We start from the raw sequence: 21,614 nt of genomic DNA on the forward strand, positions 1-21,614 counted from the left end.
GGGAAGGTGATGGTCATGCAGATAAGTGAAAACAGTACTCTTGAACTCATCGCGGATCGCTGAGCGCGGCTCATGTTGCCCGTCATCACAGATGGATATTGTCTGTGGATCGACTGAGTCGTTATCGAGAATGGTGAGGTTTTCGAACCCGAAGAGCCAGGCGTAATGCGTGATCCATCGCGCCAGTGCAGACAGGGCACGCGTCTGAACGCAGGGTCCGGCTCGTGTTCACAGAAATATATAAAGAGATCGGCCTCACTTCGCTATCCCGTCCAAAATGGGCAGAAATGATTGGTCCTGAACTTTACCGTTCACTGCTCACAATTTCATGAGGGGTGTTTTTTAGGAGAAACGCACCAATCTTAAGGCTTGTGGAAAGCCTCTCGGTTTCGTTAAGGCTAGATGCAAGACCTTATTCAATCAGGGAGGCAGGGCATGTCCCAGTCATCATCTTTAGCGGTAAAGGAAGCTTTTCCGCCGCATCTGGCAGATATGAGGGTCAGTCGCTCACCGGGCAGGCCTATCAATCTTCTGCTGAAGGATACGATTCTTTCAGCGATTGCCACGGTCCTGACGGAAGAGGGCTATCAGGGCCTCACGATCGGAAAAGTTGCCAAACAGGCAGGTGTGTCTACCGCGACGGTCTATCGCCGGTGGCCTACCAAGCAGGCCATGTTCTTTGATGCCATCCGTCAGTGGAAGTTCAGCCTCACGCCTGAAATCGATACGGGCAGTTTTCTGGGAGACGTCGACCAGTTGATCGAAGCGCGTATTCGGTTCCTGGCAACTCCGCTGGGCCGCACATATGGTACGCTCCTGGGTGAAGCCGTGCATAACCCGGAATTCGGCACTGTGCTTCGCGAAGTCAGTATTGAGCCAGCCCGACAGCAGATGCATCGCTTTCTTGAGCGCGCAAAAAAGCGAGACGAAGAGGCTTTCTGCTATCCGGCGGATACGGTTCTGGATGTCATTCTCAGCACCATCCACTTCCGTGCCATGGATACGCTGTGGAACAAGAGCATCGACACGGAAGTCAATATCCGTGACCTCAAGGCTTTGACCCGCTGCCTGATTGGGACGCGCCAATAGGGGCGTGTTTCAGAAGCCACAGGAGACGCGGCCGCCGATGAAACGTGGTGTGCCGGGAATGTAGAAATACGTTGTTGTCGCCATTCCTCCGCTTTCGAAATACTGGCGGTTCAGGATGTTCGAAGCGTAAATCGTTGCTTCCCAGTGCCCGGATGAGGGGCGAAGGGTCGCATGGGCGCCGAGTAGGAAGTAGGGAGGCAGGCGATAAAAGCCGGTGCCTCCTACGGCAATGGCCTGGCTGCCGCGATAAGACCAATCCGGGCCAATATCCAGTCCCAGATGGTCAGTCAGTGCCTGCCGCCACTCTGCCTGTCCGTTCAGGGTGAGTTTTGGCTGGCCGTTATCAACACCAGCGAAGTTATTGTTAATGGCCTTCCAGACACCTGTCTTGGCATAATAGGCGTTTGTCGCAGCACGATTGACGTTCGGAAAATCCTGATAATTGCCACGCTGCCAGCCAATGTTCTGCGTGACAAAGACATGCCGAACCGGGTGCATTTCCACCGTACCCTCAAAGCCCCAGCTTTCGGACTTTGGGACATTGGTGATTTCGCTGAGTGGGCCGTAATTCGGGATCATCACGGTCCCGACAACCTGCTGTCCATGGAAATCATTATAGAAGGCCGCGCCATTCAGGCGGAGCTTTCCCGGGATTGGATCACTTTTGAAGCCGACTTCGTGGGTTAGAACTGTTTCCGGGCCAAACGGATCGAGCTGCGCCTGAATCTGGGTATTGTTAGCGCTGAACCCGCCAGGTTTGAAACCTTTGCTCAGCTTGTAATACACCATCGTGCTCTGCAACATCTGCCAAGACACGCCGACTTGTCCTGCGAACTGAGCCGAGGCAGTGCTTTCAGGCTGAAAAACATGTGTCGAGCCGCCAAAAATTTCTGATTTCAGACCTGTCAGAGAGCGGTCGTCGATTTCATGCAGTAGGCCACCAAACAGCGTGACGTTGTGCGGCAGACGATAGCTGATGTGACCGAACTCGGACGTACTTTCCTGGTTCATTCCGAAATTGGTGGACATCATATAACCACGGGCCGAGTAGTCTGTGTAATCGAACAGGAAGCGCTGTTTCATACGGCTGCGCTGATAAAATGCTCCGACAACCCATTGCAAACGACTGTTCGGGTCGTTTGAAGACAGGCGCAACTCCTGCGTAAATGCGTTCGCACTGATCGTCCGGTACGTATCCGCCTGTGACGCAGATGTGCCGTCCTGATCCGTATACTCTCCCTGGCGTTCCGTCTCAAAAGCGCTGATGGAGGTGATTTTGGCAAAGCCGAGATCACGGTCCATATGCAGGTCGAAACCCCAGAACTGGTTGTGCTCGCTTGGCTTGAGGCTGCGAGGTCGGCCGATCAGATCGGCGAACTGAGGCTTAAGAGACCATTCAGCTTGCTGTCGTCCCAGTGAGGGCAGGCCCTGTGAGCCGATCAGGCGATAGACCGGAACGCCTGTGACGACTTCGCTGTTATCCTGCACGAAATGACCAGATAACATGATGGTCGTGCGACTATCGGGGCGCCAGCGGAGCTTGCCGCGTAGGGCCCAGGAATCCGCATCCCCAAGATGTGCCCCCGTGAGAGGATTGGTCTGCCAGCCACCACCCTGTCGCGTCTGACCGGCAAGACGGAAATCCAGTCCTTTCGCCAAGGGGCCGGACACATAGGCTTCGCTCCGGCTACGGGCGTAGGATGCTATGTCTTCGCTCGCGCCATAGTGCCAGGTGCTTGTTGGGTCCGCTGTCCGAAAACGGACCTCACCGCCTGTGTCAGACTGTCCGTGCATGGTGCCGACTGGGCCAGGAGTGATAGTTGCATCTGCCAGATCGAACATCAGGCCACTGGCCATGGTTGAAAACGCAAAAGGCACGTCATCGAAATAGGTCAGAACGGTCGGAATGTTGTTTTGCGTGAAATCGTTGAAGCCGACCCCGCGAAGGTAGAAGTTTGTGGAAGCCGTTCCGTTAATGGACTGGATCGTCAGATTGGGGGCCACGCGTTCGACATCCCGTAACGTGACAACGCCACGTTCGATCAGTCGCTCGGCAGTCAGACGCGTGTCTGCATCCGGCTGTTCTTGTGCGGCCTGGAAGGCAAAATCCGTTCGTTTGACACTGACTTTGATCGTCTCATCAGCCTGCGCATTAACTGATTTCGGGTGTGTGTGCCGGGGTGTCTTGTCATGCTGTTGTACGGCAGGCGCTGCCCACAGAGCTGATGGGAGGCCAGCAAGACTGGCTCCGAGAAGAAGAACCCTGCGGAACGACATGGGGACACTGGTCTCCGGGAGCGGAAGAACGGGAAATTGTGGCTTTTATACCGCACGTGAACTGCAGAGCCAACAATCAGGAGGGAAAAGGTCCAGTTCTGCTTGATTTGTTATGATATAACATAATAAGGAGTCGCACTTAGAACCTTCTTCGCCTTCTGAGGACAACATGCTGCCTTTTGTGTCTGCTCGATCTTTTATTCTGCTGCTTGGGTGCACGACTGCCCTGTGTGGTACGGCATATGCTCAGGACGCAACGACAGGCACGACAACCGATACGGAAACGTCCCGTTCCAGCTTCGGTCATTCTGACGACCAGCACGGCACAACCGTGACGGAAACGAGCCGTCAAGGGGAAGACAATATTGTCGTCAATGCCCATCTGGAACGTGCCCGAGATGCGCTTCAGTCTTCCACGGGTGCCACGACCTATCATTTCAGCCGTCAGGATATTGAGACTAATCCGGGCGGTGATAATGCTCCCCTTACGTCTGTTCTGCTTCAGGCTCCGGGTGTTGCGCAGGATAGTTATGGCCAGATCCATGTTCGTGGCGACCATAACGAAGTTCAGTTCCGTCTGGATGGTGTAGCTCTGCCTGAAGGCATGAGTGTCTTCGGTCAGGCGCTGATGACCCGCTTCGCACATTCCATGTCCCTGACGACGGGCGCGCTCCCTAGCGAGTACGGATTTCTTCAGGCTGGTGTGATCGATATCAACACCAAGAACGGCTATTCCGATCCCGGCGGCAGCATCTCCATCTACGGTGGCGCGCGCGACTATTTCTTCCCGTCTCTGCAATATGGTGGTCACAAGGGGAAGTGGGACTGGTTCGCTACGGCTGATTATGTCCACAACCGTGTTGGCATTGAAAATACCACCCCCAGCTTCAATGCGATTCACGATCTGACCAATCAGTATCACTTCCTCGGTCACGCCCGTTACACGGTTGATGAAAATACCCGGATCAGCCTGACTGCCGGTGTTTCCAATGCCGAATATCAGCTCCCGAATAATCCGGGTCAGCAGCGCCAGTTTGCCAATCCGTCCTATACGGGCAGCACCCTGTCCCAGAACCAGTATGGAAACGGCGATAGTAACAGCCTGAGCGAGCACCAGAAGGAAATCACGGATTTCGGCATGTTGTCCCTTCAGAAGGACATGGGCCGCCTGAGCTTCCAGACGTCTGCCGTGCTGCGATACAGCTCCCTGCGTTACTCGCCTGATCCGCTGGGCGATCTGGTTTATAACGGTATTGCACAGCGCGCAGCGCGCTCGGTTTTCTCAACCGGCAACCAGACGGATGCGACCTGGCAGGCCGCGAAGAACCATACCGTCCGTTTCGGCTATCAGGTCTATGTTGAGCGTAATACGTCCAAGTCTGATTCAACCGTTTATACGCAGACGGGTGAAGATGATGACGGCAATGCCGTTTACTCTGGCGATACGACCAATATTCATGATGGTTCTGGCCGGACTGGCTGGATGTACGGTCTGTACGCTCAGGATGAATGGCGCCCTATCAAGAACCTGACCATCAATTACGGTCTGCGCTTTGACGGTGTGGATGAATACACCCATTCAAAGCAGGTCAGCCCACGCATCAATATCGTTTATAAGCCCTGGCATGGTGGAACCTTCCACGCAGGCTATTCCCGTTACTTCACGCCACCGCCGTTCGAACTCGTGACCGGAACGGCCCTGTACAAATACACTGGCACCTCCGCTCAGCCCGCCAACTACAAAAACAGCACGGTCAAGGCTGAGCGCGACCATTACTTTGACGCAGGTTTCTCCCAGACGATTCTGCCGGGCTGGCATGCGTCGTTTGATGCTTACGTCAAGCTGGCGAAGAACATGATCGACGAAGGGCAGTTTGGCTCCCCAGTCATCCTGTCTGTGTTCAACTATCGTCGTGGCCAGGTCCACGGGTACGAGTTCTCCACAGACTACACACGGGGTGCCTTCAGTGTTTACGGCAACTTTTCCTGGTCGCGCGCTATCGGCAAGGATGTGGTGTCTGGTGAATGGAACTTCGATCCGGAAGATCTGTCGTATATCAAGAAGCACTGGGTCCATCTTGATCATGATCAGCGTTGGACGGCTTCTGCGGGGACGAGCTACACGGCGTTCTACAGAACTGGTCATCCGCTGCGTCTATCAGCAACGATGGTTTATGGAAGTGGTCTGAGAGCAGATGGGGCGACGCCGAATAGTGCGTCCGTTCCGCAGTATGCGACGTTCAACCTGTCGCTGGTTCAGTCCTTCAAGGATCTGTTCCACGTTCCGTTCCTGAAGCAGACGCAGGTTCGTCTCGACGTCACCAATCTGTTCGACAAGACGTATCTTCTGCGTGATGGCAGTGGAATTGGTGTCGGTGCGCCACAATATGGTCTGCGCCGTACAATCCTGACCGGTATTGATCAGCGGTTCTGATCGTCTGAACTATCCGTAGTTAAGAGCGGGGGCAGCTGCGAAAGCAGTCTGCCTCCGTTTTTGTATGGAACGCGGCTGAAAAGGCCTATTCTGCAACATCCATTTCAGGGACGATCGATTCACTTCTGATCCAGGGTGGGCCGTCCATGTTCAGAACGTGTGGGATTTGAGACAAGGGAACGGCTTTTGAAAAATGCCAGCCTTGCAGGAAGTCACATCCCATCAGGCGCAGTTCTTCCGCTTGCTCAGCTGTTTCTACGCCTTCCGCGACAACAACACGGTTCATGCTGTGAACAATATCGATAACACCTTGGATAATGGCCGTATCGATGCCGCGTTCCGTAACGCCTGAGGTAAAGACGCGGTCGATCTTGATATGATCGAATGTCACGGTTCGGAGATGGGTGAGAGACGCAAAGCCGGTTCCGAAGTCATCCAGTGAAATCTGGACGCCGGCGCGATTGAGTTTCTTGAGTTCGTCCAGAATATGCTGGTTGTGCTGGCCGAAGAGAATTTTTTCCGTAATCTCGATTGTTAGTTTTTCAGCCGGGACAGCATATTTCTTCATTTCACGGAAAAGCCGTTCCGTAAAATTATGATCCCGAAAATCATCTGACGTTACGTTGATGGAAATGCGGTCAAAAGGAATCTTGTGTTGCAGCAGATACCGGATGTCCGTGAGAGCCTGTCGCAGCACGAAATTTCCAATTGCAATACTGAGCTCGGCATCGTCGAAAGCATCATAAAAATATTGCGGGCTGAGAAGACCGCGCTCTGGATGATCCCACCGTAAGAGAGCCTCGAAGGAGGGAGGGCGTTCCTGATTTAAAGGGAGAACAAGCTGATAGAAAAGTTTGAACTGCTTCTTTTTCAACGCGGCTTGCATGGCTGTCCGTAGCCGGGAACGACGCTCCGTTTTTTCTTTCATGAAAGGAGCATATTTTTTGATTCTATTACGGCCGTCTGCTTTGGCTTCGTAAAGTGCAAGGTCTGCACAGCGTAGAATTTCGCGTTTCCGACTGTCATTCAGTTTTGAGACGGCATATCCCAGACTGGCGCTGCACAGATGCGTCAAACTGCCGCTGCGAAACCGAAATCGCATGGCTTCAAGAATTTTCTGAAGCTTGATTTCAAAGATCTGTGGATCGTTTGACACCATGATGATGGCAAATTCGTCGCCACCAATGCGTGCGATGAAACAGTCGGTCGACTGAAAGGTCTTCAGGCGACCTGCAATTTTTTTCAGCAGGCGATCACCGGACTCATGGCCCGATGTATCATTGATGATCTTGAACGTATCGATATCGAGCAGGCACAGGCAGAAATGCCGGTTGTCCGGATGTTCCTGTGCGAAAAGGACCTTCAGATACTGTGAAAATGATGTGCGGTTGGAGATATTGGTCAGGAAGTCAGTGTTGACGGCTTCCTGCAGTTTCAGCCGGTTTGCTGTCAGGCGTTGTTCGGCACGTTTACGGGCGGTGATGTCAAAGCGGATGGCCACATAGTTGATGACTTTCCCTTTTTCATTGCATCGGGGAACAATAGTCGTATCGACCCAGTATAATTTTCCGTTCTTCTTTTTATTGCAGATCTCACCGTGCCAAACGCCACCTTGCGCGATGGTGCGGTACATCTTCTGGAAAAAATTAGAATCATGAACGCCTGAATGAAGCATTCGATGATCTTGCCCAATCAGTTCAGCCCTGGAATAGCCACTGATTTCAACGAATTTTTCATTAACGGAAAGAATTTTTCCTTTAGTATTCGTTACGGCAACAATAGCCGAGCAATCAAGAGCATGGAGAACAAAGGAATCGTGAGAACTTTCGGACCATGCCTGAAGTGATTCAAGATAAGTTCCGAAATTCTGTTCCTGAAAAGTGTTCACTAAGCCTGTCCCGCTTGACCATAAATCCGAGTGTCGCGAGAAAACACTAAAAAAATACTAACAACGTTCTTTTGTGTGGGTATATCTGAAAGATAATATCACAAAAAGACCTTTTTTCAGGTCATAAGCGTTAAGGCAAAAGCGTTCTGTTCGCCAGAAATAGCTTTCTGGGAAATACAGAAGGGCTTTAGCGCACGGTATTTCATGGATTTGCTGAATTTATCCTCAGCAGAGGATGCACCGAAAAGGTGTCAGATCTGTCGTCCGGCTGGTGGGGCACCGAACGACAGAATGTCGGATTGGGAATATCCGGAGTGCTTAAAGAGAGCCTTCCCAACCGCCCCCTAGAGCGCGGTAAAGATGTGTCATTGAAACGGAAACGCCTGCTCTGGCCTCGGAAAGGGCGCTGCGTGTTGCGAGAAGCGCATTTTGTGCAGTGAGAACGTTCAGGAAGTCGCCCGCACCCTGACTGTATTGTAGCTGGGCAATGTGAACGGCCGTTTCGTTCTCGGTAACGCTTTCTTCAAGCCGTTTCTGGCGGTCCTGAGCTGTACTAAGGTCCGTCATGGCATCATCTATTTCTTCCCATGCATGGAGGATTGTGCGCTGCAGAGCAATGGCGGCTTCCTTCTGCTGGGCCTTGCGAAGGTGCAATTGTCCTGTCAGACGTCCGCCCTCAAAAAGGGGCAATGTCATGGTTGGGCCAAAGCCGTACTGACGCGAAGCCCATGATCCAAGTCCGCTGAACTGGAGTGCCTGAATATCCAGGCTGCCAGACAATGTGATGCGTGGGTAGAAGTCTGCAATCGCCACACCGATACTTGCCGTTGCAGCATGCAGGCGTTCTTTGGCCGCGCGAATATCCGGTCTCCGGTCCGCGAGTTGAGAGGGCAGGCCTGTTGGAATGTTGGTTGGGACGGGCGGAATAATGCCCGGTTTGTTCAGTGTGCTGGCCAAGGCACCGGGTTCACGTGCCACAAGGAAACTGAGGGCATTGATCAGATGCACACTCTGGCTTTTCAGAGGAGGCAGACGGGCTTCGAAGCTGTGCATCTGTCCACGGGAATAGGCGACATCCAGTTTTGTGGCAGTTCCCTGTGTAAAGCGCAGCGTTGTCAGGGCCACGCTGTGATGGGCAATGTCGATGCTCTGCTGGGTAATGGCGATCTGTGCCTGCACATTACGGAGTGCAATATAGTCCTGTGCGGTCTCCGCCATGAGGGAGACAAGCACATTGCGCTGCATGTCTTCCGTTGCATGCATGGCCGCTGTGGCGGCTTCAACCTGCCGCCGGACATGCCCCCAGAAATCAACTTCCCAAGACGCACTCAAGCCGTATTGGGGAAGGTTGAAAGAGGGATTGCCCTTCGCGCCATCAGCGGCGGCTGGGCCAAATCCCTGCGCACCACTGGCAATATCGCCGGGACTGGCCTGCTCGGTTGTTCCCAGAAGTCCAAGGATACCGTTGGTGCTGGCGCGCTCCCGTGCGTAGGACGCTGCTCCATCCAGGCGGGGCATTTGCGCGGCACTGGCAATCCGTCGTTCTGCGGTGCTTTCAGCCAGATTCAGGGCTGCTGTTCGCAGATCAAGGTTGTTGCGGGCCACGTCAGCTTCAAGCTGTGTCAGCACCGGGTCGTTGTAGAGACGCCACCATTGTGGATCGAGTGCAGCCTGCGTCGGATGATCTGCGGCCGGTGTAACGCTCTGGTGGTATTGCGCGGGCGCGTGATCTGGTGGGGCGTGATAGTCCGGACCGACCGTACACGCAGTCAGGGCCGTGACGGACAGCAGGGCCGTAACCCGGGAGAAAAAAGAAAGGCGCATGGGGTGTCTCACTGCCAGGCGTAACGGTTGTCGCGGGCGTGGGGGCCTTCAGGCTGTGAGGCTGTATCAACTTCCGCTTCAACAGACATGCCGACACGGACCTTGGCCGCCAAAGGCTGTCCTGCATCGAATGTGAGTTTGACCGGGACGCGCTGGACCACCTTCGTAAAGTTGCCCGTTGCATTATCGGGCTGGATTGCTGCAAAGGCCACGCCAGTCGCAGGAGCCAGACTGTCCACGTGGGCATGGAGAGGATGACCGGGGAAGGTATCGACCCAGATGGTTGCCCGCTGACCTGTTTGCATTTTGGTCAGTTGGGTTTCTTGAAAGTTAGCGAGGACATAAGCTTTCTGTACCGGCACGACAGCCAGCAGACCTGTGCCGGGGTGCACATACGCACCCACGCGGACGCCACGCTCACCGATAATGCCATCAACCGGGGCAGGAATGGTGCAATAAGACAGATTGAGTTCGGCCTGATGTTCTGTGCTCTGTGTCTTGAGCAGAGCGCCTTGAGCACGCTGAATCTGAGCCTGAAGAACGGGAATTTGTTGTTTCGCGCTGTCCACACCTGCTTTGTCGCGCGCGATGGCCGCCATGGCTTCACGAAGACGGGCATCCGCGCCCTGTTGCTGCTCCAGAGTGCTGGCACCCCCGGCAGACAGATTGTGGTAGCGCGTTGCATTTTGCTGGGCGAAGACAAAGCTGGCTTCGTCAGCTTTGACGGTATCGGATGCGGCGGCGATCAGGCTGTCCTGCCGTGCGAGGGCTGCCTGTAAATTACCAACTTCGCCTTCGGCTGCGGCTACATCGCCCTTGGCTGCCGCAAGCGCTGCGCGATAGTCATCGTCTTCGATGTGGGCAAGTTCTTCCCCCGCGTGAACGTATTCGTTGTCTTCCGCCAGAACGCGGTCGATACGGCCGGACACCTTCGGGGCGACGGCTGTGAAGTCGGCCGTGACGTAAGCATCATTGGTCTTCTGGTGCACGCCGTCACCCACGAAGAAGCGATCGGCGCTCCAGGCCAGTCCGGCCAGCACCACGACGGCACACCCGGCGAGAAGAAGAGGCTTTCCATAAATCATGTCTAAGAGATCCGGATCTTAATGGGCGGGGGCGGAGAGGGGAGCCGCCGGAACAGAGGTGGGAGCGGGTGCAGGTTTGGGCGCCGGGCCTTTACCGGGCGGATAAACGCGTTTGGGCAGGATAATGGCCAGAACGACGTAAGCTGCGCACAGCACTGCAATCACGAGGTATATGTCTGCCAGAGCAAGCACGACGGACTGTTCATGCACGTAGGTGTGGAAGATCTGCAGCGCATTGCGTGAGACATGTGCACTGTCAGGTGAGCTGTTCTGGATGGCGTTCTCGATCGGATTTCCCATGCCTGACAATGCCGTCGCATTGTTGCCGGAACGGTCGAGCAGCATGTTGGAATGGTATTGTTCACGCCGTCTGAGCAGGATTTCGAACAAGGCCGCAGCAACAGCGTTCGCCATGCCTTTGAGCATATTCACCATGCCGGAAATGAATGGTCCATCTGCCGGTCCGAGAGACATCGTGGCCAGCATCAGGACGGGAATGACCACCATGGGCTGCCCCACGATCTGGAGGCCCTGCAGAAGATAGAAATTATCCCGTACCCAGTCCGGTGTGAGCCACGTTCCAAGGAATGCAGCCAGTCCGAGGCAACTCATGCCAATGCCGAGCAGATAGCGGCAGTCCACTGAACGCATATTGCAAAGAGCCGCCGTCAGCGGCAGCATGATGAGCTGTGGCAGGGCAACCATGAGCGCAATAGGTGCCGTCTGCGATGGGCGATACCCCCGGACTTCTGCCAGATAGGTGGATGGAACCTCCATCATGAGGCCACAGATCACCAGGACCCCCACAAGCGTGAGCATCGACATGGCGATGTTACGGTTCTTCCAGTACTGGAGCCGGAAAAATGGTGTGTGATGGTGCCATTCGTGGAACAGGAAGCCCAGAAACAGGGCGCCTCCCCAGAATGTCAGATGGGAAATAATGGGAGAGCGGAACCAGTCCAGCCGGTCTCCCTGATAGAGAACCGTCACGACACAGAGAATGGACGGCACACCAATGAAGAACCCGCGCCAGTTGAACTTCATGAAACGTTCGAGATGTACGGGGTCTTTGGGAAGGCCATAAGCCATCATGGCAATGGCTATCGCACTGAGAGGGATGACTTCCCAGTACAGCCAGTGCCAGCCGAAATGCTCGAACCATAAGGCTTCCAGTGGGCCGCCCAGATTAGGGCCAAAGGTCGCACTCATGGCGTAACCCCCAATACCAAACACCTTGATGGGGGGCGGAAGGTATTTGAGCATGACCGTCATCAGGACAGGCGGCAGACATCCCGCGCTCAGACCTTGTGCTGCGCGCAGAAAACACAGGGAAATCATGTCCGGCATGAACGGCAGCGGAATGGACAGCAGGGCAAGCACTGCCGTCATGAAGATCGAAAACCGGTAGATCGAGAACGTCATGTAAAACCATGGCGTGAAGGCCATGGCGGCAATGTTGAAGGCTTCGTAGGTCGAGATGAACCAGGTGCCTTCATCATGGCCGATATGCATGGCGCCACGAATGTCCGACAGGCCGATTTCGGTGATGTGTTCGTTGAACCCCGCAACATGAACGGCCAGCAACATGCCAACGCACCCGATCAGGGTGCGCATCCCGAAGGGGGGCATGTAAGACGGTTGCGCGGGTGGCGCTGCGGTTTGTGAAGGTAATGCCATCAGCTGCTCTCTTGGTGTCTGAGCGCATCTATCGAGGCATGGTGGCCGCAGAAAACCCTCACTTCGGGTAAGTGAGGATTCCATTTTTCGGAAGGGTGAGCGAGAAGTCTTTCATTTCTGTATGTTGGACCGCATCGTTCCTGTTTATGCTCACAGGAACGTTTGCCGTTACTCGCAGGAAGGATGTCGCATGTCAGACAAGCAGCCTCTCGGACGCCGTTATGATCTGGATCTTCTGCGTTACCTTCAGGTGCTGGTGGAGGAGCAGAGCGTCTCCCTCGCAGCGCGCCGTCTCAAGGTGAGTGAGCCCGCCATGAGCCGGCATCTTGCGCGTTTGAGAACCGTGTTCGGGGATCCGATTCTTGTCATGTCAGGGCGACGTATGGTGGCGACGGCCTTTGCGAACCGTATTCGGGATCGTGTGCAGACGCTCGTTCGGGAAGCGGATGACCTGCTCAACGATGGCGCCACGCTGAACCTGAAAGCCATGTCCCCGAAGTTCACCATCCGGGCGAATGATATTGTGGTGGGAGCGTTCGGGCGCCCCATTCTTCAGGCGCTGCAAAAGGAGTGCCCTGACTGCCGGATCGTGTTCTCACCGGAATCCGAAGGCACGGCCAGCGAAGCTCTGCGGGGGAACAAGATTGATCTTTATATTGGCGCGACGGATGAACTGAGTCCTGAAATCATGCGACAAACCCTGTTTGAAACGTCGTTTAGTGCGCTGGTCCGGAAAGGCCATCCTATCCTGAAGGATAAGATAACGCCTCAGTCTCTGGCCGCGTACGACCATGTGAGTGTGTCCAGAAAAGGCCGCTCGAACGGACCGATCGATGCGATCTTGAAGGAACGCTATGGGTTGTCACGCCGGATTGCGATGGTTGTGCCGACCTATCATTCTCTGATCGCGGCCATTGGCGAAACTGATCTGATTCTGCCTTTGCCCAGAACTGTTATTGAGCGTTTTCCGCTTGAACGCATGGGGTTGGACAGCTTCGAATTTCCGTTCGAACTGCCGCCCGTTCGGCCTTTTCAGGCCTGGCATCCACGCGTTGATATGGACCAGTTGCACCGCTGGCTGCGTGAAACCGTGCACCATGCCGTGCGGCAGGAACTGTGGCGAATTCGCACTGAGTGAGATGTGTTTGAAGAATATTTTATATTATTGTTGAGAATCATTTGCATTCGCACTCGTTCTGAGGAAGATAGCGCCAGTTTCGGCATGCAGATGTGATGTGCATGGTCTTGGAGGAATGCATTTCCCGAATAAGCCGTCTGCTTGAATGCGGTGATGGCGGCGGGATCGTTCCGGATGATCAAGGCTGGCGACTGTTTCGTCTGTGTGCTGTCGGCCAATCAGTTCAGGTGGTTTCATGCCTTCGAAAAACGAACATCTCAGCCCGCGATCTCTGACAGATAGCCTGATTTCCACCGAGGCAGGTCAATCCTCCACCGTCAAATGGCAGAAACTGGCGCTTCTGGCTCTGGGGGCCGGGCTGGGCGTGACGGAAACCGGAGAGGCAGACGCTCAGGATGCCGGGGCTGCCAACGATGCGGCTTCCGTCAGTCTTCCTGCTGTTAAAGTTCACGGACAGACCGACACGGCTGCGCCGGAACAGACCAATACGAACAACACCACACTCGATATCGGGCGTATGCCGGATACCGTTCGGGAAACGCCTCAGATCATCAGCGTTGTTCCCAAGGCGTTGATCGAACAGCAGCGTCTGTTCACGCTGGATCAAGCTCTGGCGAATGTTCCGGGCATCACCATGTCTACCGGTGAGGGGAACGGCGGCCTGAATGGCGATCAGTTCCGTATTCGTGGCCAGCAGGCCCGCGGTGACATTTACGAAGATGGTTTGCGGGATTTCGGCACCTATGTGCGTGACACATTCAACACCGAAAGTGTTGAAGTGGTCAAAGGCCCGAGCGGCGAGTATTTCGGTGCGGGTAACGTGGGCGGTGTGATCAACCAGACGCTGAAAAAGGCGCATCTTGGAAATCATTACGCCCTGGATCAGTCCATCGGAAGCGGGATGCAGTATCGCGGTTCCGCAGACGTCAATTACCAGCTTGGCAAACATACTGCTCTTCGCGTGAACGGCATGTACAACAAGCAGGACGTGACAGACCGGAATAATGTTCGGTCAGACCGTTATGGCGTGGCGGCTGATCTTGGTTTTGGTTTGGGAACGAAAACGACTTATCACCTGAACTATCAGTGGCTCGGAAGCCGCGGAACGCCAGATTACGGTGTGCCGATGATCCAGATTGGCAATACGTACACGCCAATTACCGAACACGGATTGAACCGAAACACGACATATACGCGTAGCTTTGACCGGGATAATTCCAATATCCACATGGTCACGTCGAAATTCGCAACTGAAATTGCGAAGTGGCTGACACTCAGCAACGACACGCGTTTCAGCCATTATCATCGTGATTACGCAGCGACTAACCCCAGTGCCTGTTCTGGCACCTGTGCTTCCAGTTTTCTTGCCGGGGGAAATCCGTCTCTGGCCTACGGCGCAGGCGGTGGTGCTGCTTACCAGCAGGATGGCTGGGGCATTCAGAACGTTATGATGACGCGTTCGAAATTTGACACGTGGTTCCTGAAGCATGATCTGCGGGCTGGTGTGGATATCAACTACACCAAGGACGATCGGATCATGGGCACGTATGTGAACCGGACGAACAATCAGACCATCCGCAACCCGTACTACTCTTCGCCGGGCACATATATCACCTGGCCATCCAGCGGGCATCGGACCGCAGATTTCCGTGATCTGGGCCTGTTCCTGGCTGATAAAATTCACCTCACCAAGAAACTGTCCATTTTCGGAACGTTCCGCTGGGATAGCTATAAGAGCACGTACTGGAGTGCTGCGGCTGCCTCTTCTGGTACACAGGCGCAGAGCTCCAACAAGTTCAGTCCGTCTGCCAGCATCATGTATGACATCACCAAAGATGCGACCGTCTATTTCACGTTTGCTCGCTCTTACAAGCCTGTCGGAACGGATGTGTCTTCCCAGATCACCAATCAGGCCAGCGTCGGCGACGTTGCGGTCAATGGTCGTGATCTGAAACCGCAGCGCAGTGATCTGTTTGAAGTTGGAAGCAAGCTGGATTTCTTCAACAAGCGCCTCGGTGTGACGGGAGCACTGTTCCAGATCAACCAGAACAACTCTTACACGTATGATGACGATGGCAGCATCATCACGGGTTTCCAGGATGCTGGAACAGGCCGCCGGATCCGCGGTGTTGAGCTGAGTGCGACTGGCAAGATCACGCAGGCCTGGGATATCTATGCCACCTACGCATATATGGGCGGCAAAGTGACGAACAGCGCTACGATGTATGGTAATCAGGCGCCTCAGCTTCCGCACAATACGTTCTCGGTCTGGAGCACCTACAACCTGTCGCATATGGTGCTGAGAGCAGGGCAGGGTACGCTGAAGGCTGGCGGCGGTGCACAGTACAGCTCCGGCTACTGGGCTAACGAGGCCAATACGGCGCGCATGCCTTACAACTTCTCGCTGAACGGCATCGTGTCCTACGACTACGGCCGTTATCATGTGCAGTTTAATGCCAATAATCTGACCAACCATCTGAATTATGGTTCAGCGTTCAGCTCTAGCCGCGCTGTTCCGATGTCAGGGCGGACGTTCATGGGAAGCTTTGGCCTCAATTTCTGAAGCGAGCTTCAGACAAAACTGTTTGCAGCCCTTCCGGTCATTGGCCGGGAGGGTTTTTATGGTGAGTATCGGTGAAATATCATGGCGTCGTGCGGACAGCCCGTTGGTCCAGATTTTGAAAACGAAATGCCAGTGGTGAGTTGCCCTCCGCAGGTACAGGCCCAATTGCTTTTGGGCCAAATGCATGTGGATAGGGGGTGGCTGGCTGAGGCTTTTCCATATTTTGAAGCGGCTGCACGGAGTGGTCATCCGGTCGCCGTGAATATGCTTGGTCGCGCGTATGAGAGAGGGTGGGGCGTCCCGCGTAACCCCGTTCAGGCCGCCGCATATTTTGAGACAGCCGCCGCCCGCGGAGAAACGTGGGCCATGTTCAATCTGGCGGATCTTCTGTTGCTGGGAGATGGGGTTCCAAAGAACCGCGCGCGCGCCTACCGGCTCTATGTATCGTCTGCCGAAAAAGGCAATGTGAAAGCCCTCAATATGTTGGGGCTTCTGCACGAAGACGGCATCAGCGGGGTGCCTGATCCGGAAGGTGCGAAAGTTTTCTTTCAGGCAGCATCGGAAGGAGGGGACTGCTGGGCAGACCTTAATCTCGCACGTCTTGCGCTGGCACAGCAGGATGTCCCTGTTGCGGTATCCTGTTTCCAGAGGGCTTTGCAATCCGGTTTCCCGGATGTTTCCCAGGCTATTATTGGTCTGATTGGGCTTAGTGAAAATTCTGCTTTGCATGCCGTGAAAGCACAGGCCATCCGGCAGCTTGCACAGAAAGAGCCGCCCCGCATTGTCTCCACCACATTCGATCAGCTTTCGTCCGGCGAAAGATTATGTGCGGAGTAGCGACGTCTGCATTGGGCTTACAAATGCATACACTTCTGTCGCAGCGCATGACGGGCAAGCGATGTCATATGATCGAGCTACTGAAACCTTGTTCATGGAGACGTGCGTCTTGAGGTCTGTTTTCCAATACTGTCGACGTCCGGTATGGAGCCTGCTGGCCGCGATATTTCCGATCATGCTGGCTCTGGGGATCGTGCAGTCTGCGAAGGCCGCGTCCATTGCAGGCCTGCCTTCGGTCGCTCCTGTCATATCGTGTGAAATGCTTGGGAAAACGGATCTGGCACCGTTTGTCGGTGCGTCTGTTGATCATCAGGTTGCGGTCGTTCTGGAAACGCCAAAAGGCAAATTCTGCAAGGTTACCGGGCAGATCGCGCCAAGCATTTCCTTTGAAGTTGACCTACCCATGGAACACTGGACGCAGCGGTTTCTGCTGGGCGGTTGCGGTGGCCTGTGTGGCATGACGCGCGTTGGTGTCAGCAATGCTGGTGCCTGCGCTCCTGCTTTGAATGGTGAATTTGTCATGGCCGGTGATGATCTGGGTCACACTGGTCCCATGATGGGATTACAACAGGGCTTCTTCGGCAAAGACCCGCAGAAGCGAATTGATTTTGCATATCGCGCCAATCATCTGACGACGGTCGCAGCCAAAGCACTAACGAAAGCGTTTTACGGGCAGGCTCCGAAATATTCCTATTTTGTAGGTTGTTCGGATGGTGGACGCGAAGCGCTTATGGAGGCGCAGCGTTTCCCAGATGATTTTGACGGCATTTCCGCAGGCGCTCCAGCCGCACTCTTCACCGTGCAGAACTCATTCTATCATGCGTGGAATGTCCGCGGGAACCAGCGCGCTGATGGCACGAGCATCCTGCTACAGGATCGCGTTTCAGTCCTGCATGACGCGGTTGTTAAGCACTGCTCCACATTGTCGGGAACTGCGGACGGTATTCTGGAAGAGCCGAGAGCCTGTCATTTCGATCCTGCTTGGGTGCGGTGTCCGGCCGGTCAGGCCAACACGTCCCATTGCCTGACAGCGGAGGAAACACAGGCAGCACTTCGGATCTATAGCGGGGCAACTGATGCGTCCGGCCGGTCCTATATTCTGCACGGGCCATTCCCCGGTTCTGAAACGCAGTGGGCGCTGCCTTCGTCCCCAACGGGCGAGAGTATGAGCAATGGAATTGCCGCGTCTGCCATTGCCTATGTCATTTCACCAGAGGTGAACGAAAAGGCCACGGATTTGACGCAGTTCCAGTTCGATCATGCGACGTTCGACGTCATGAACGAATTGGCACCGCTCTATAATGCCGAGAATACGAACCTTCATCCGTTTCAACGCCGGGGCGGCCATCTGATCCTCTGGCATGGACTGGCCGATCAGTCGATTTCCCCCGTCAATACGATTGCCTATTACCAAGGCGTACAGAAGGAAATGGGACGTACCCTGACGGACCGTTTCCTGCGTTTCTATCTGCTGCCGGGTGTCGGCCATTGCGGAAATGGTGACGGCTTCCCGCAGGTGGACTTCCTATCGCCGCTGATGGCGTGGACGGAAACCGGAACTACACCAAACGCGATCCTGACGGAAAAAATCGCACAGTCCGATATGTCCATGGGAAAAGCAGGAAGCGCCGGGAAAGTCGGGGGCGGTCAGATCCATGCAGCGGTCATGCCCAGTCAGCCTTATGCCAGTCCCAACGGTGCAGCCATCGCCAGTCGACCGGTTTATCCTTACCCGTTTACCGCCCGCTATACGGGGCATGGCGATGTGAATTCCGCTGCGAATTACCATCCTGTGAAGACATCTGTCGCCCTGCCAATGACGTTTGACAGTTACTCCAACTCCCTGATCGGGCCGGATAATCAGAAGGATTACACGGTGCGCGACGGGAAGCTGGCCGTACTGGAGCATACTCATGGATGACAAACTGAATGCCGTTCTGGATCTTTATTATGAGCGGATCCTGAAAGAACGGGAGGAGCATGCAGACGGGATTTCCCGCCCTGCGTCCGACCGTTTCATGGCTGTAGGCCCGCAGACCGGGCAACTGATCAACATTCTGGCGCGCAACCTCAAGGCTCCGACGATCCTCGAACTGGGCACGTCCTTTGGCTATTCCACCCTGTGGCTTGCGGAAGCGGCACGTCGGACGGGTGGTCGTGTCATCACCATGGAGCTGGAACGGGAGAAGGTTGCTTTCGCCAGAGATATGGCTGCGCGTGCCGGTGTGGAAGAACACATTGAGTATCGTATCGGGGATGCGGTTGAGATGATTTCAGAGCTGAAGGATAGCATTGATTTCGTCCTCCTAGATCTCTGGAAGGATCTCTATGTGCCTTGCCTTGAAGCCCTGATGCCGCATCTGCGGCCAGGCGCCGTTCTGGTCGCGGATAATATGGTTATTCCGGGCGGTGAAGACGCTCGGCGCTACCAGGAATTCGTTCGCTCACAGCCGGGTATTTTGAGTGTTCCGCTCTCCGTCGGGACCGGGCTGGAAGTCAGCCGTTTTCTGCCCGGCTGAATTTTTCATTCTCTAACAGGGCGTTTGCGTCCTTTTCTGGAAAGCTCAATGTTCAGAACTTTCATGAACCGTTACGGAACCCCACTGACGACAGGATTTTTCCTGATCTCGGCCATTACCGGGGTGGCACTTTTCTTCCACTGGGGCCCCGGCGCTTTCCATCCGATGCATGAATGGCTGAGCATGGTCCTGCTCGTGCCGTTTGCGCTGCATCTGATCAAGAACTGGACGTCACTCGTCAATTATACCCGGCGCGGAACACTTTATGTTCCGCTTCTGGTGGCACTGGCTTCAACAGCCTATTTCTTCCTGCCGCAATCGTCCTCAGGCCATGCTGGCAACAAGCAGGTTGCCTTCATGCTGGTACCGTTGGTGACGCAGGCGCCCCTGTCTCAGGTCGCTCCGCTCGCGCATATGGATGGGGGAATGCTGGCCCATAAGCTCTCTGCGCATGGCCTGACGGTGACATCTGAAGACCAGTCGATTGCGCAGATTGCTGAGGCGAATGGCAAGAATACGAATGACGTTCTGGCCATGGCGTTTCAGAGTGGCGGCCATGGACATCAGCATGGCCCATCAGAACACGATCAGCACGACGAGCATTGATGCGAGACCGATTGTCCCGTCCAGGAAACGGGGCAATCCAGCTTAAAGCTCAGCCCATTGCCGCAGAAGGTTGTGGTAGGTTGAGGTCAGACCCAGAACCGCTGGGTGATCATCGGGAAGCGCCTTGCGGGTCTCGATGATGGAGCGATCAAAATCGTACATAAGAGCGCGCTTTGTATCGTCGCGGATCATGGATTGCGACCAGAAGAACGATGCCCATCGGCTCCCACGCGTAATGCGGTTAACGCTGTGCAGGCTGGTAGACGGATAGACCACCATGTCGCCCGCAGGGAGTTTGACGTTCTGATTGCCGTACGTGTCCTGAATGACGAGTTCTCCACCGTCGTAATCTTCTGGGGAAGACAGAAATAGTGTGGAGGAAACGTCCGTCCGGATGCGGAAACCAGCGCCTGGAATAGGGCGGATGGCATTATCAACATGTGCGTTGAAATGCATTCCGGTATCGTATCGGTTGAAAAGTGGTGGATAAACTCGCAGGGGCAGGGCCGCGCTATTAAAAGTTGGATTGCGCCCTAAAGCTCTCAGAACAATTTCTCCAAGCTCACGGCACACCTCTGAATCCTGTGGAATCTGAAGGTTTAACTTTGCCTTTGCAGACTGTTCTCCCGCTGTAACACGCCCATCTGTCCACTGCGCCGTCTCAAGGTGGTCACGGCAATAGCGTACCTCTTCAGGAGACAGGACATTCGGAATGTGGATCAGCATGGGTGTGGTCTTTCTAAGACGGGTCTTGGGGCTTTTTTCAAAGCGGCAGAGAATCTTGCTTGTAATTAAGAATGACTCTCATTATCGTTCTTTAAAGCTCTTTGCAGACTAGTGCAATCCATGTGGCGCGTGTTGCCCGGATTGTGCGCGGCGACTGTCGGTTTGTTGCAAGGACATCGTGTTTCAACCCCGAGACAGGAGGGCGCAGCGTGTCGCCCCGACAGGCACAGTAATGTCTCTTACCTTCTCCCCCTGGCAGATGTTTCTTGGCGCCGGGCCGGTTGTCCGCTGCGTCATGACGCTTCTGGCGGCGGCATCCGTCGTCACATGGACGATCTTCATTGCCAAAACTGTTGAGCTGATCCGTTTGCGGGCGCAGCTCAAAAAATCAGAAACGGCTCTGGAAGACGCAGACACACTGCATCTGGGAGAAGAATGGACGCGCGACGGTGCGGGTATCGCTCACGCCATGGTGCTGGCCGCAGAAGCGGAGCGCCGCCGCTCGGAAGATATTCCTGCCGATCGTGACGGCATCAAGGAGCGGATAGTTCTGCATCTTGAGCGTCTGGAAGCTGCTGAAGGCCGCCGTCTGATGAGAGGGACTGGCGTGCTCGCCACAATTGGTGCGACGTCTCCCTTCATTGGCCTGTTCGGAACGGTGTGGGGCATCATGTCCTCCTTCACGGGCATTGCCGCTGCTCATGCGACCAGCCTTGCCGTTGTTGCTCCTGGTATCGCAGAGGCCCTGCTGGCCACGGCGCTTGGTCTGGTCGCGGCCATTCCTGCTGTTGTGATCTACAATCATCTGGCCCGTCAGACGGCGGCCTGTCGCGCCTGCGTCGCGGATCTGACGTCACTTGTGATGCGTCTGGTCTCCCGTGATCTGGCCCGCGCAGCGCTTGCAGCAAGCGGCAATGTCGTCCGCTTCATGGCTGCTGCGGAGTAATCGCA

General features: G+C 55.0%; 15 protein-coding genes. 9 read left to right on the forward strand and 6 right to left on the reverse strand.

Annotated features, from left to right (window positions below; translation table 11 throughout):
- Positions 1-435: 435 nt before the first annotated feature.
- The gene (locus tag R5H23_RS04930) at positions 436-1,089 is read left to right on the forward strand and encodes a TetR/AcrR family transcriptional regulator (protein ID WP_167386102.1); all 654 of its coding nucleotides are present in this window, start codon (positions 436-438) and stop codon (positions 1,087-1,089) included.
- Positions 1,090-1,098: 9 nt separating this feature from the next.
- On the opposite strand, the gene R5H23_RS04935 is transcribed toward R5H23_RS04930, so the two are convergent.
- Positions 1,099-3,366, reverse strand: coding sequence for a TonB-dependent receptor (locus R5H23_RS04935; RefSeq protein ID WP_317214673.1), 2,268 nt, complete (start codon positions 3,364-3,366; stop codon positions 1,099-1,101).
- A 169-nt stretch (positions 3,367-3,535) separates the two neighbouring features.
- On the opposite strand from R5H23_RS04935, the gene R5H23_RS04940 reads away from it, so the two are divergent.
- On the forward strand, positions 3,536-5,800 hold the full coding sequence (locus R5H23_RS04940) for a TonB-dependent receptor domain-containing protein (protein WP_317214675.1): 2,265 nt from the start codon (positions 3,536-3,538) through the stop codon (positions 5,798-5,800).
- An 85-nt stretch (positions 5,801-5,885) separates the two neighbouring features.
- Here R5H23_RS04940 and R5H23_RS04945 read toward each other — a convergent pair whose 3' ends face one another.
- From R5H23_RS04945 to R5H23_RS04960, 4 genes are all read right to left on the reverse strand, one after another.
- Positions 5,886-7,688: a GGDEF domain-containing phosphodiesterase gene (locus R5H23_RS04945; RefSeq protein WP_211495879.1), complete on the reverse strand. Its 1,803-nt coding sequence runs from the start codon at positions 7,686-7,688 to the stop codon at positions 5,886-5,888.
- A 318-nt stretch (positions 7,689-8,006) separates the two neighbouring features.
- Positions 8,007-9,512 (reverse strand): efflux transporter outer membrane subunit, encoded by a 1,506-nt coding sequence (locus tag R5H23_RS04950; RefSeq protein WP_317214676.1) that lies wholly within the window; start codon positions 9,510-9,512, stop codon positions 8,007-8,009.
- An 8-nt stretch (positions 9,513-9,520) separates the two neighbouring features.
- On the reverse strand, positions 9,521-10,597 hold the full coding sequence (locus R5H23_RS04955) for an HlyD family secretion protein (RefSeq protein ID WP_317214677.1): 1,077 nt from the start codon (positions 10,595-10,597) through the stop codon (positions 9,521-9,523).
- An 18-nt stretch (positions 10,598-10,615) separates the two neighbouring features.
- Positions 10,616-12,274, reverse strand: coding sequence for an MFS transporter (locus R5H23_RS04960; protein ID WP_317214678.1), 1,659 nt, complete (start codon positions 12,272-12,274; stop codon positions 10,616-10,618).
- A gap of 190 nt (positions 12,275-12,464) precedes the next feature.
- On the opposite strand from R5H23_RS04960, the gene R5H23_RS04965 reads away from it, so the two are divergent.
- The 6 genes from R5H23_RS04965 to R5H23_RS04990 all read left to right on the forward strand — a co-directional run bounded on the left by R5H23_RS04965 (position 12,465) and on the right by R5H23_RS04990 (position 19,937).
- Complete coding sequence (locus R5H23_RS04965; protein ID WP_317214679.1) at positions 12,465-13,412, forward strand: LysR substrate-binding domain-containing protein; 948 nt, start codon at positions 12,465-12,467, stop codon at positions 13,410-13,412.
- Between the two features lie 235 nt (positions 13,413-13,647).
- Entirely contained in the window at positions 13,648-15,975 is a 2,328-nt protein-coding gene (locus R5H23_RS04970; protein ID WP_317214680.1) for a TonB-dependent receptor domain-containing protein, read from the forward strand.
- 81 nt (positions 15,976-16,056) lie between these two features.
- Complete coding sequence (locus R5H23_RS04975; protein ID WP_317214681.1) at positions 16,057-16,812, forward strand: tetratricopeptide repeat protein; 756 nt, start codon at positions 16,057-16,059, stop codon at positions 16,810-16,812.
- Between the two features lie 109 nt (positions 16,813-16,921).
- Positions 16,922-18,733, forward strand: coding sequence for a tannase/feruloyl esterase family alpha/beta hydrolase (locus tag R5H23_RS04980; RefSeq protein ID WP_317214682.1), 1,812 nt, complete (start codon positions 16,922-16,924; stop codon positions 18,731-18,733).
- Positions 18,726-19,331 carry a class I SAM-dependent methyltransferase gene (locus tag R5H23_RS04985; protein ID WP_317214683.1) on the forward strand — a complete coding sequence of 202 codons (606 nt, stop codon included), beginning with the start codon at positions 18,726-18,728 and terminating at the stop codon, positions 19,329-19,331. The genes R5H23_RS04980 and R5H23_RS04985 overlap by 8 nt, the downstream gene beginning before the upstream one ends.
- A 48-nt stretch (positions 19,332-19,379) precedes the next feature.
- A complete protein-coding gene (locus R5H23_RS04990; RefSeq protein WP_317214685.1) occupies positions 19,380-19,937 on the forward strand; it encodes a hypothetical protein in 558 nt (185 codons plus the stop codon).
- 42 nt (positions 19,938-19,979) lie between these two features.
- Here R5H23_RS04990 and R5H23_RS04995 read toward each other — a convergent pair whose 3' ends face one another.
- Positions 19,980-20,663, reverse strand: a complete 684-nt coding sequence (locus R5H23_RS04995) for a Fe2+-dependent dioxygenase (RefSeq protein WP_317214687.1) — start codon at positions 20,661-20,663, stop codon at positions 19,980-19,982.
- Between the two features lie 232 nt (positions 20,664-20,895).
- Between R5H23_RS04995 and exbB the strand changes: the two genes are divergently transcribed.
- Complete coding sequence (gene exbB / locus R5H23_RS05000) at positions 20,896-21,609, forward strand: tonB-system energizer ExbB (protein WP_046900085.1); 714 nt, start codon at positions 20,896-20,898, stop codon at positions 21,607-21,609.
- Positions 21,610-21,614: the final 5 nt, after the last annotated feature.

This window comes from Gluconobacter sp. GP1, assembly GCF_032913585.1.
GTDB classification, from domain to species: Bacteria; Pseudomonadota; Alphaproteobacteria; order Acetobacterales; family Acetobacteraceae; genus Gluconobacter; species Gluconobacter cerinus.

What these genes read in the sequence shown, in the direction of transcription:
- R5H23_RS04930 (WP_167386102.1), top strand. Translation starts at nt 436, where the DNA reads ATGTCCCAGTCATCATCTTTAGCGGTAAAGGAAGCTTTTCCGCCGCAT.
- R5H23_RS04935 (WP_317214673.1), bottom strand. Translation starts at nt 3,366, where the DNA reads ATGTCGTTCCGCAGGGTTCTTCTTCTCGGAGCCAGTCTTGCTGGCCTC.
- R5H23_RS04975 (WP_317214681.1), top strand. Translation starts at nt 16,057, where the DNA reads ATGGCGTCGTGCGGACAGCCCGTTGGTCCAGATTTTGAAAACGAAATG.
- R5H23_RS04960 (WP_317214678.1), bottom strand. Translation starts at nt 12,274, where the DNA reads ATGGCATTACCTTCACAAACCGCAGCGCCACCCGCGCAACCGTCTTAC.
- R5H23_RS04990 (WP_317214685.1), top strand. Translation starts at nt 19,380, where the DNA reads ATGTTCAGAACTTTCATGAACCGTTACGGAACCCCACTGACGACAGGA.
- exbB (WP_046900085.1), top strand. Translation starts at nt 20,896, where the DNA reads ATGTCTCTTACCTTCTCCCCCTGGCAGATGTTTCTTGGCGCCGGGCCG.
- R5H23_RS04965 (WP_317214679.1), top strand. Translation starts at nt 12,465, where the DNA reads ATGTCAGACAAGCAGCCTCTCGGACGCCGTTATGATCTGGATCTTCTG.
- R5H23_RS04995 (WP_317214687.1), bottom strand. Translation starts at nt 20,663, where the DNA reads ATGCTGATCCACATTCCGAATGTCCTGTCTCCTGAAGAGGTACGCTAT.
- R5H23_RS04970 (WP_317214680.1), top strand. Translation starts at nt 13,648, where the DNA reads ATGCCTTCGAAAAACGAACATCTCAGCCCGCGATCTCTGACAGATAGC.
- R5H23_RS04955 (WP_317214677.1), bottom strand. Translation starts at nt 10,597, where the DNA reads ATGATTTATGGAAAGCCTCTTCTTCTCGCCGGGTGTGCCGTCGTGGTG.
- R5H23_RS04950 (WP_317214676.1), bottom strand. Translation starts at nt 9,512, where the DNA reads ATGCGCCTTTCTTTTTTCTCCCGGGTTACGGCCCTGCTGTCCGTCACG.
- R5H23_RS04940 (WP_317214675.1), top strand. Translation starts at nt 3,536, where the DNA reads ATGCTGCCTTTTGTGTCTGCTCGATCTTTTATTCTGCTGCTTGGGTGC.
- R5H23_RS04985 (WP_317214683.1), top strand. Translation starts at nt 18,726, where the DNA reads ATGGATGACAAACTGAATGCCGTTCTGGATCTTTATTATGAGCGGATC.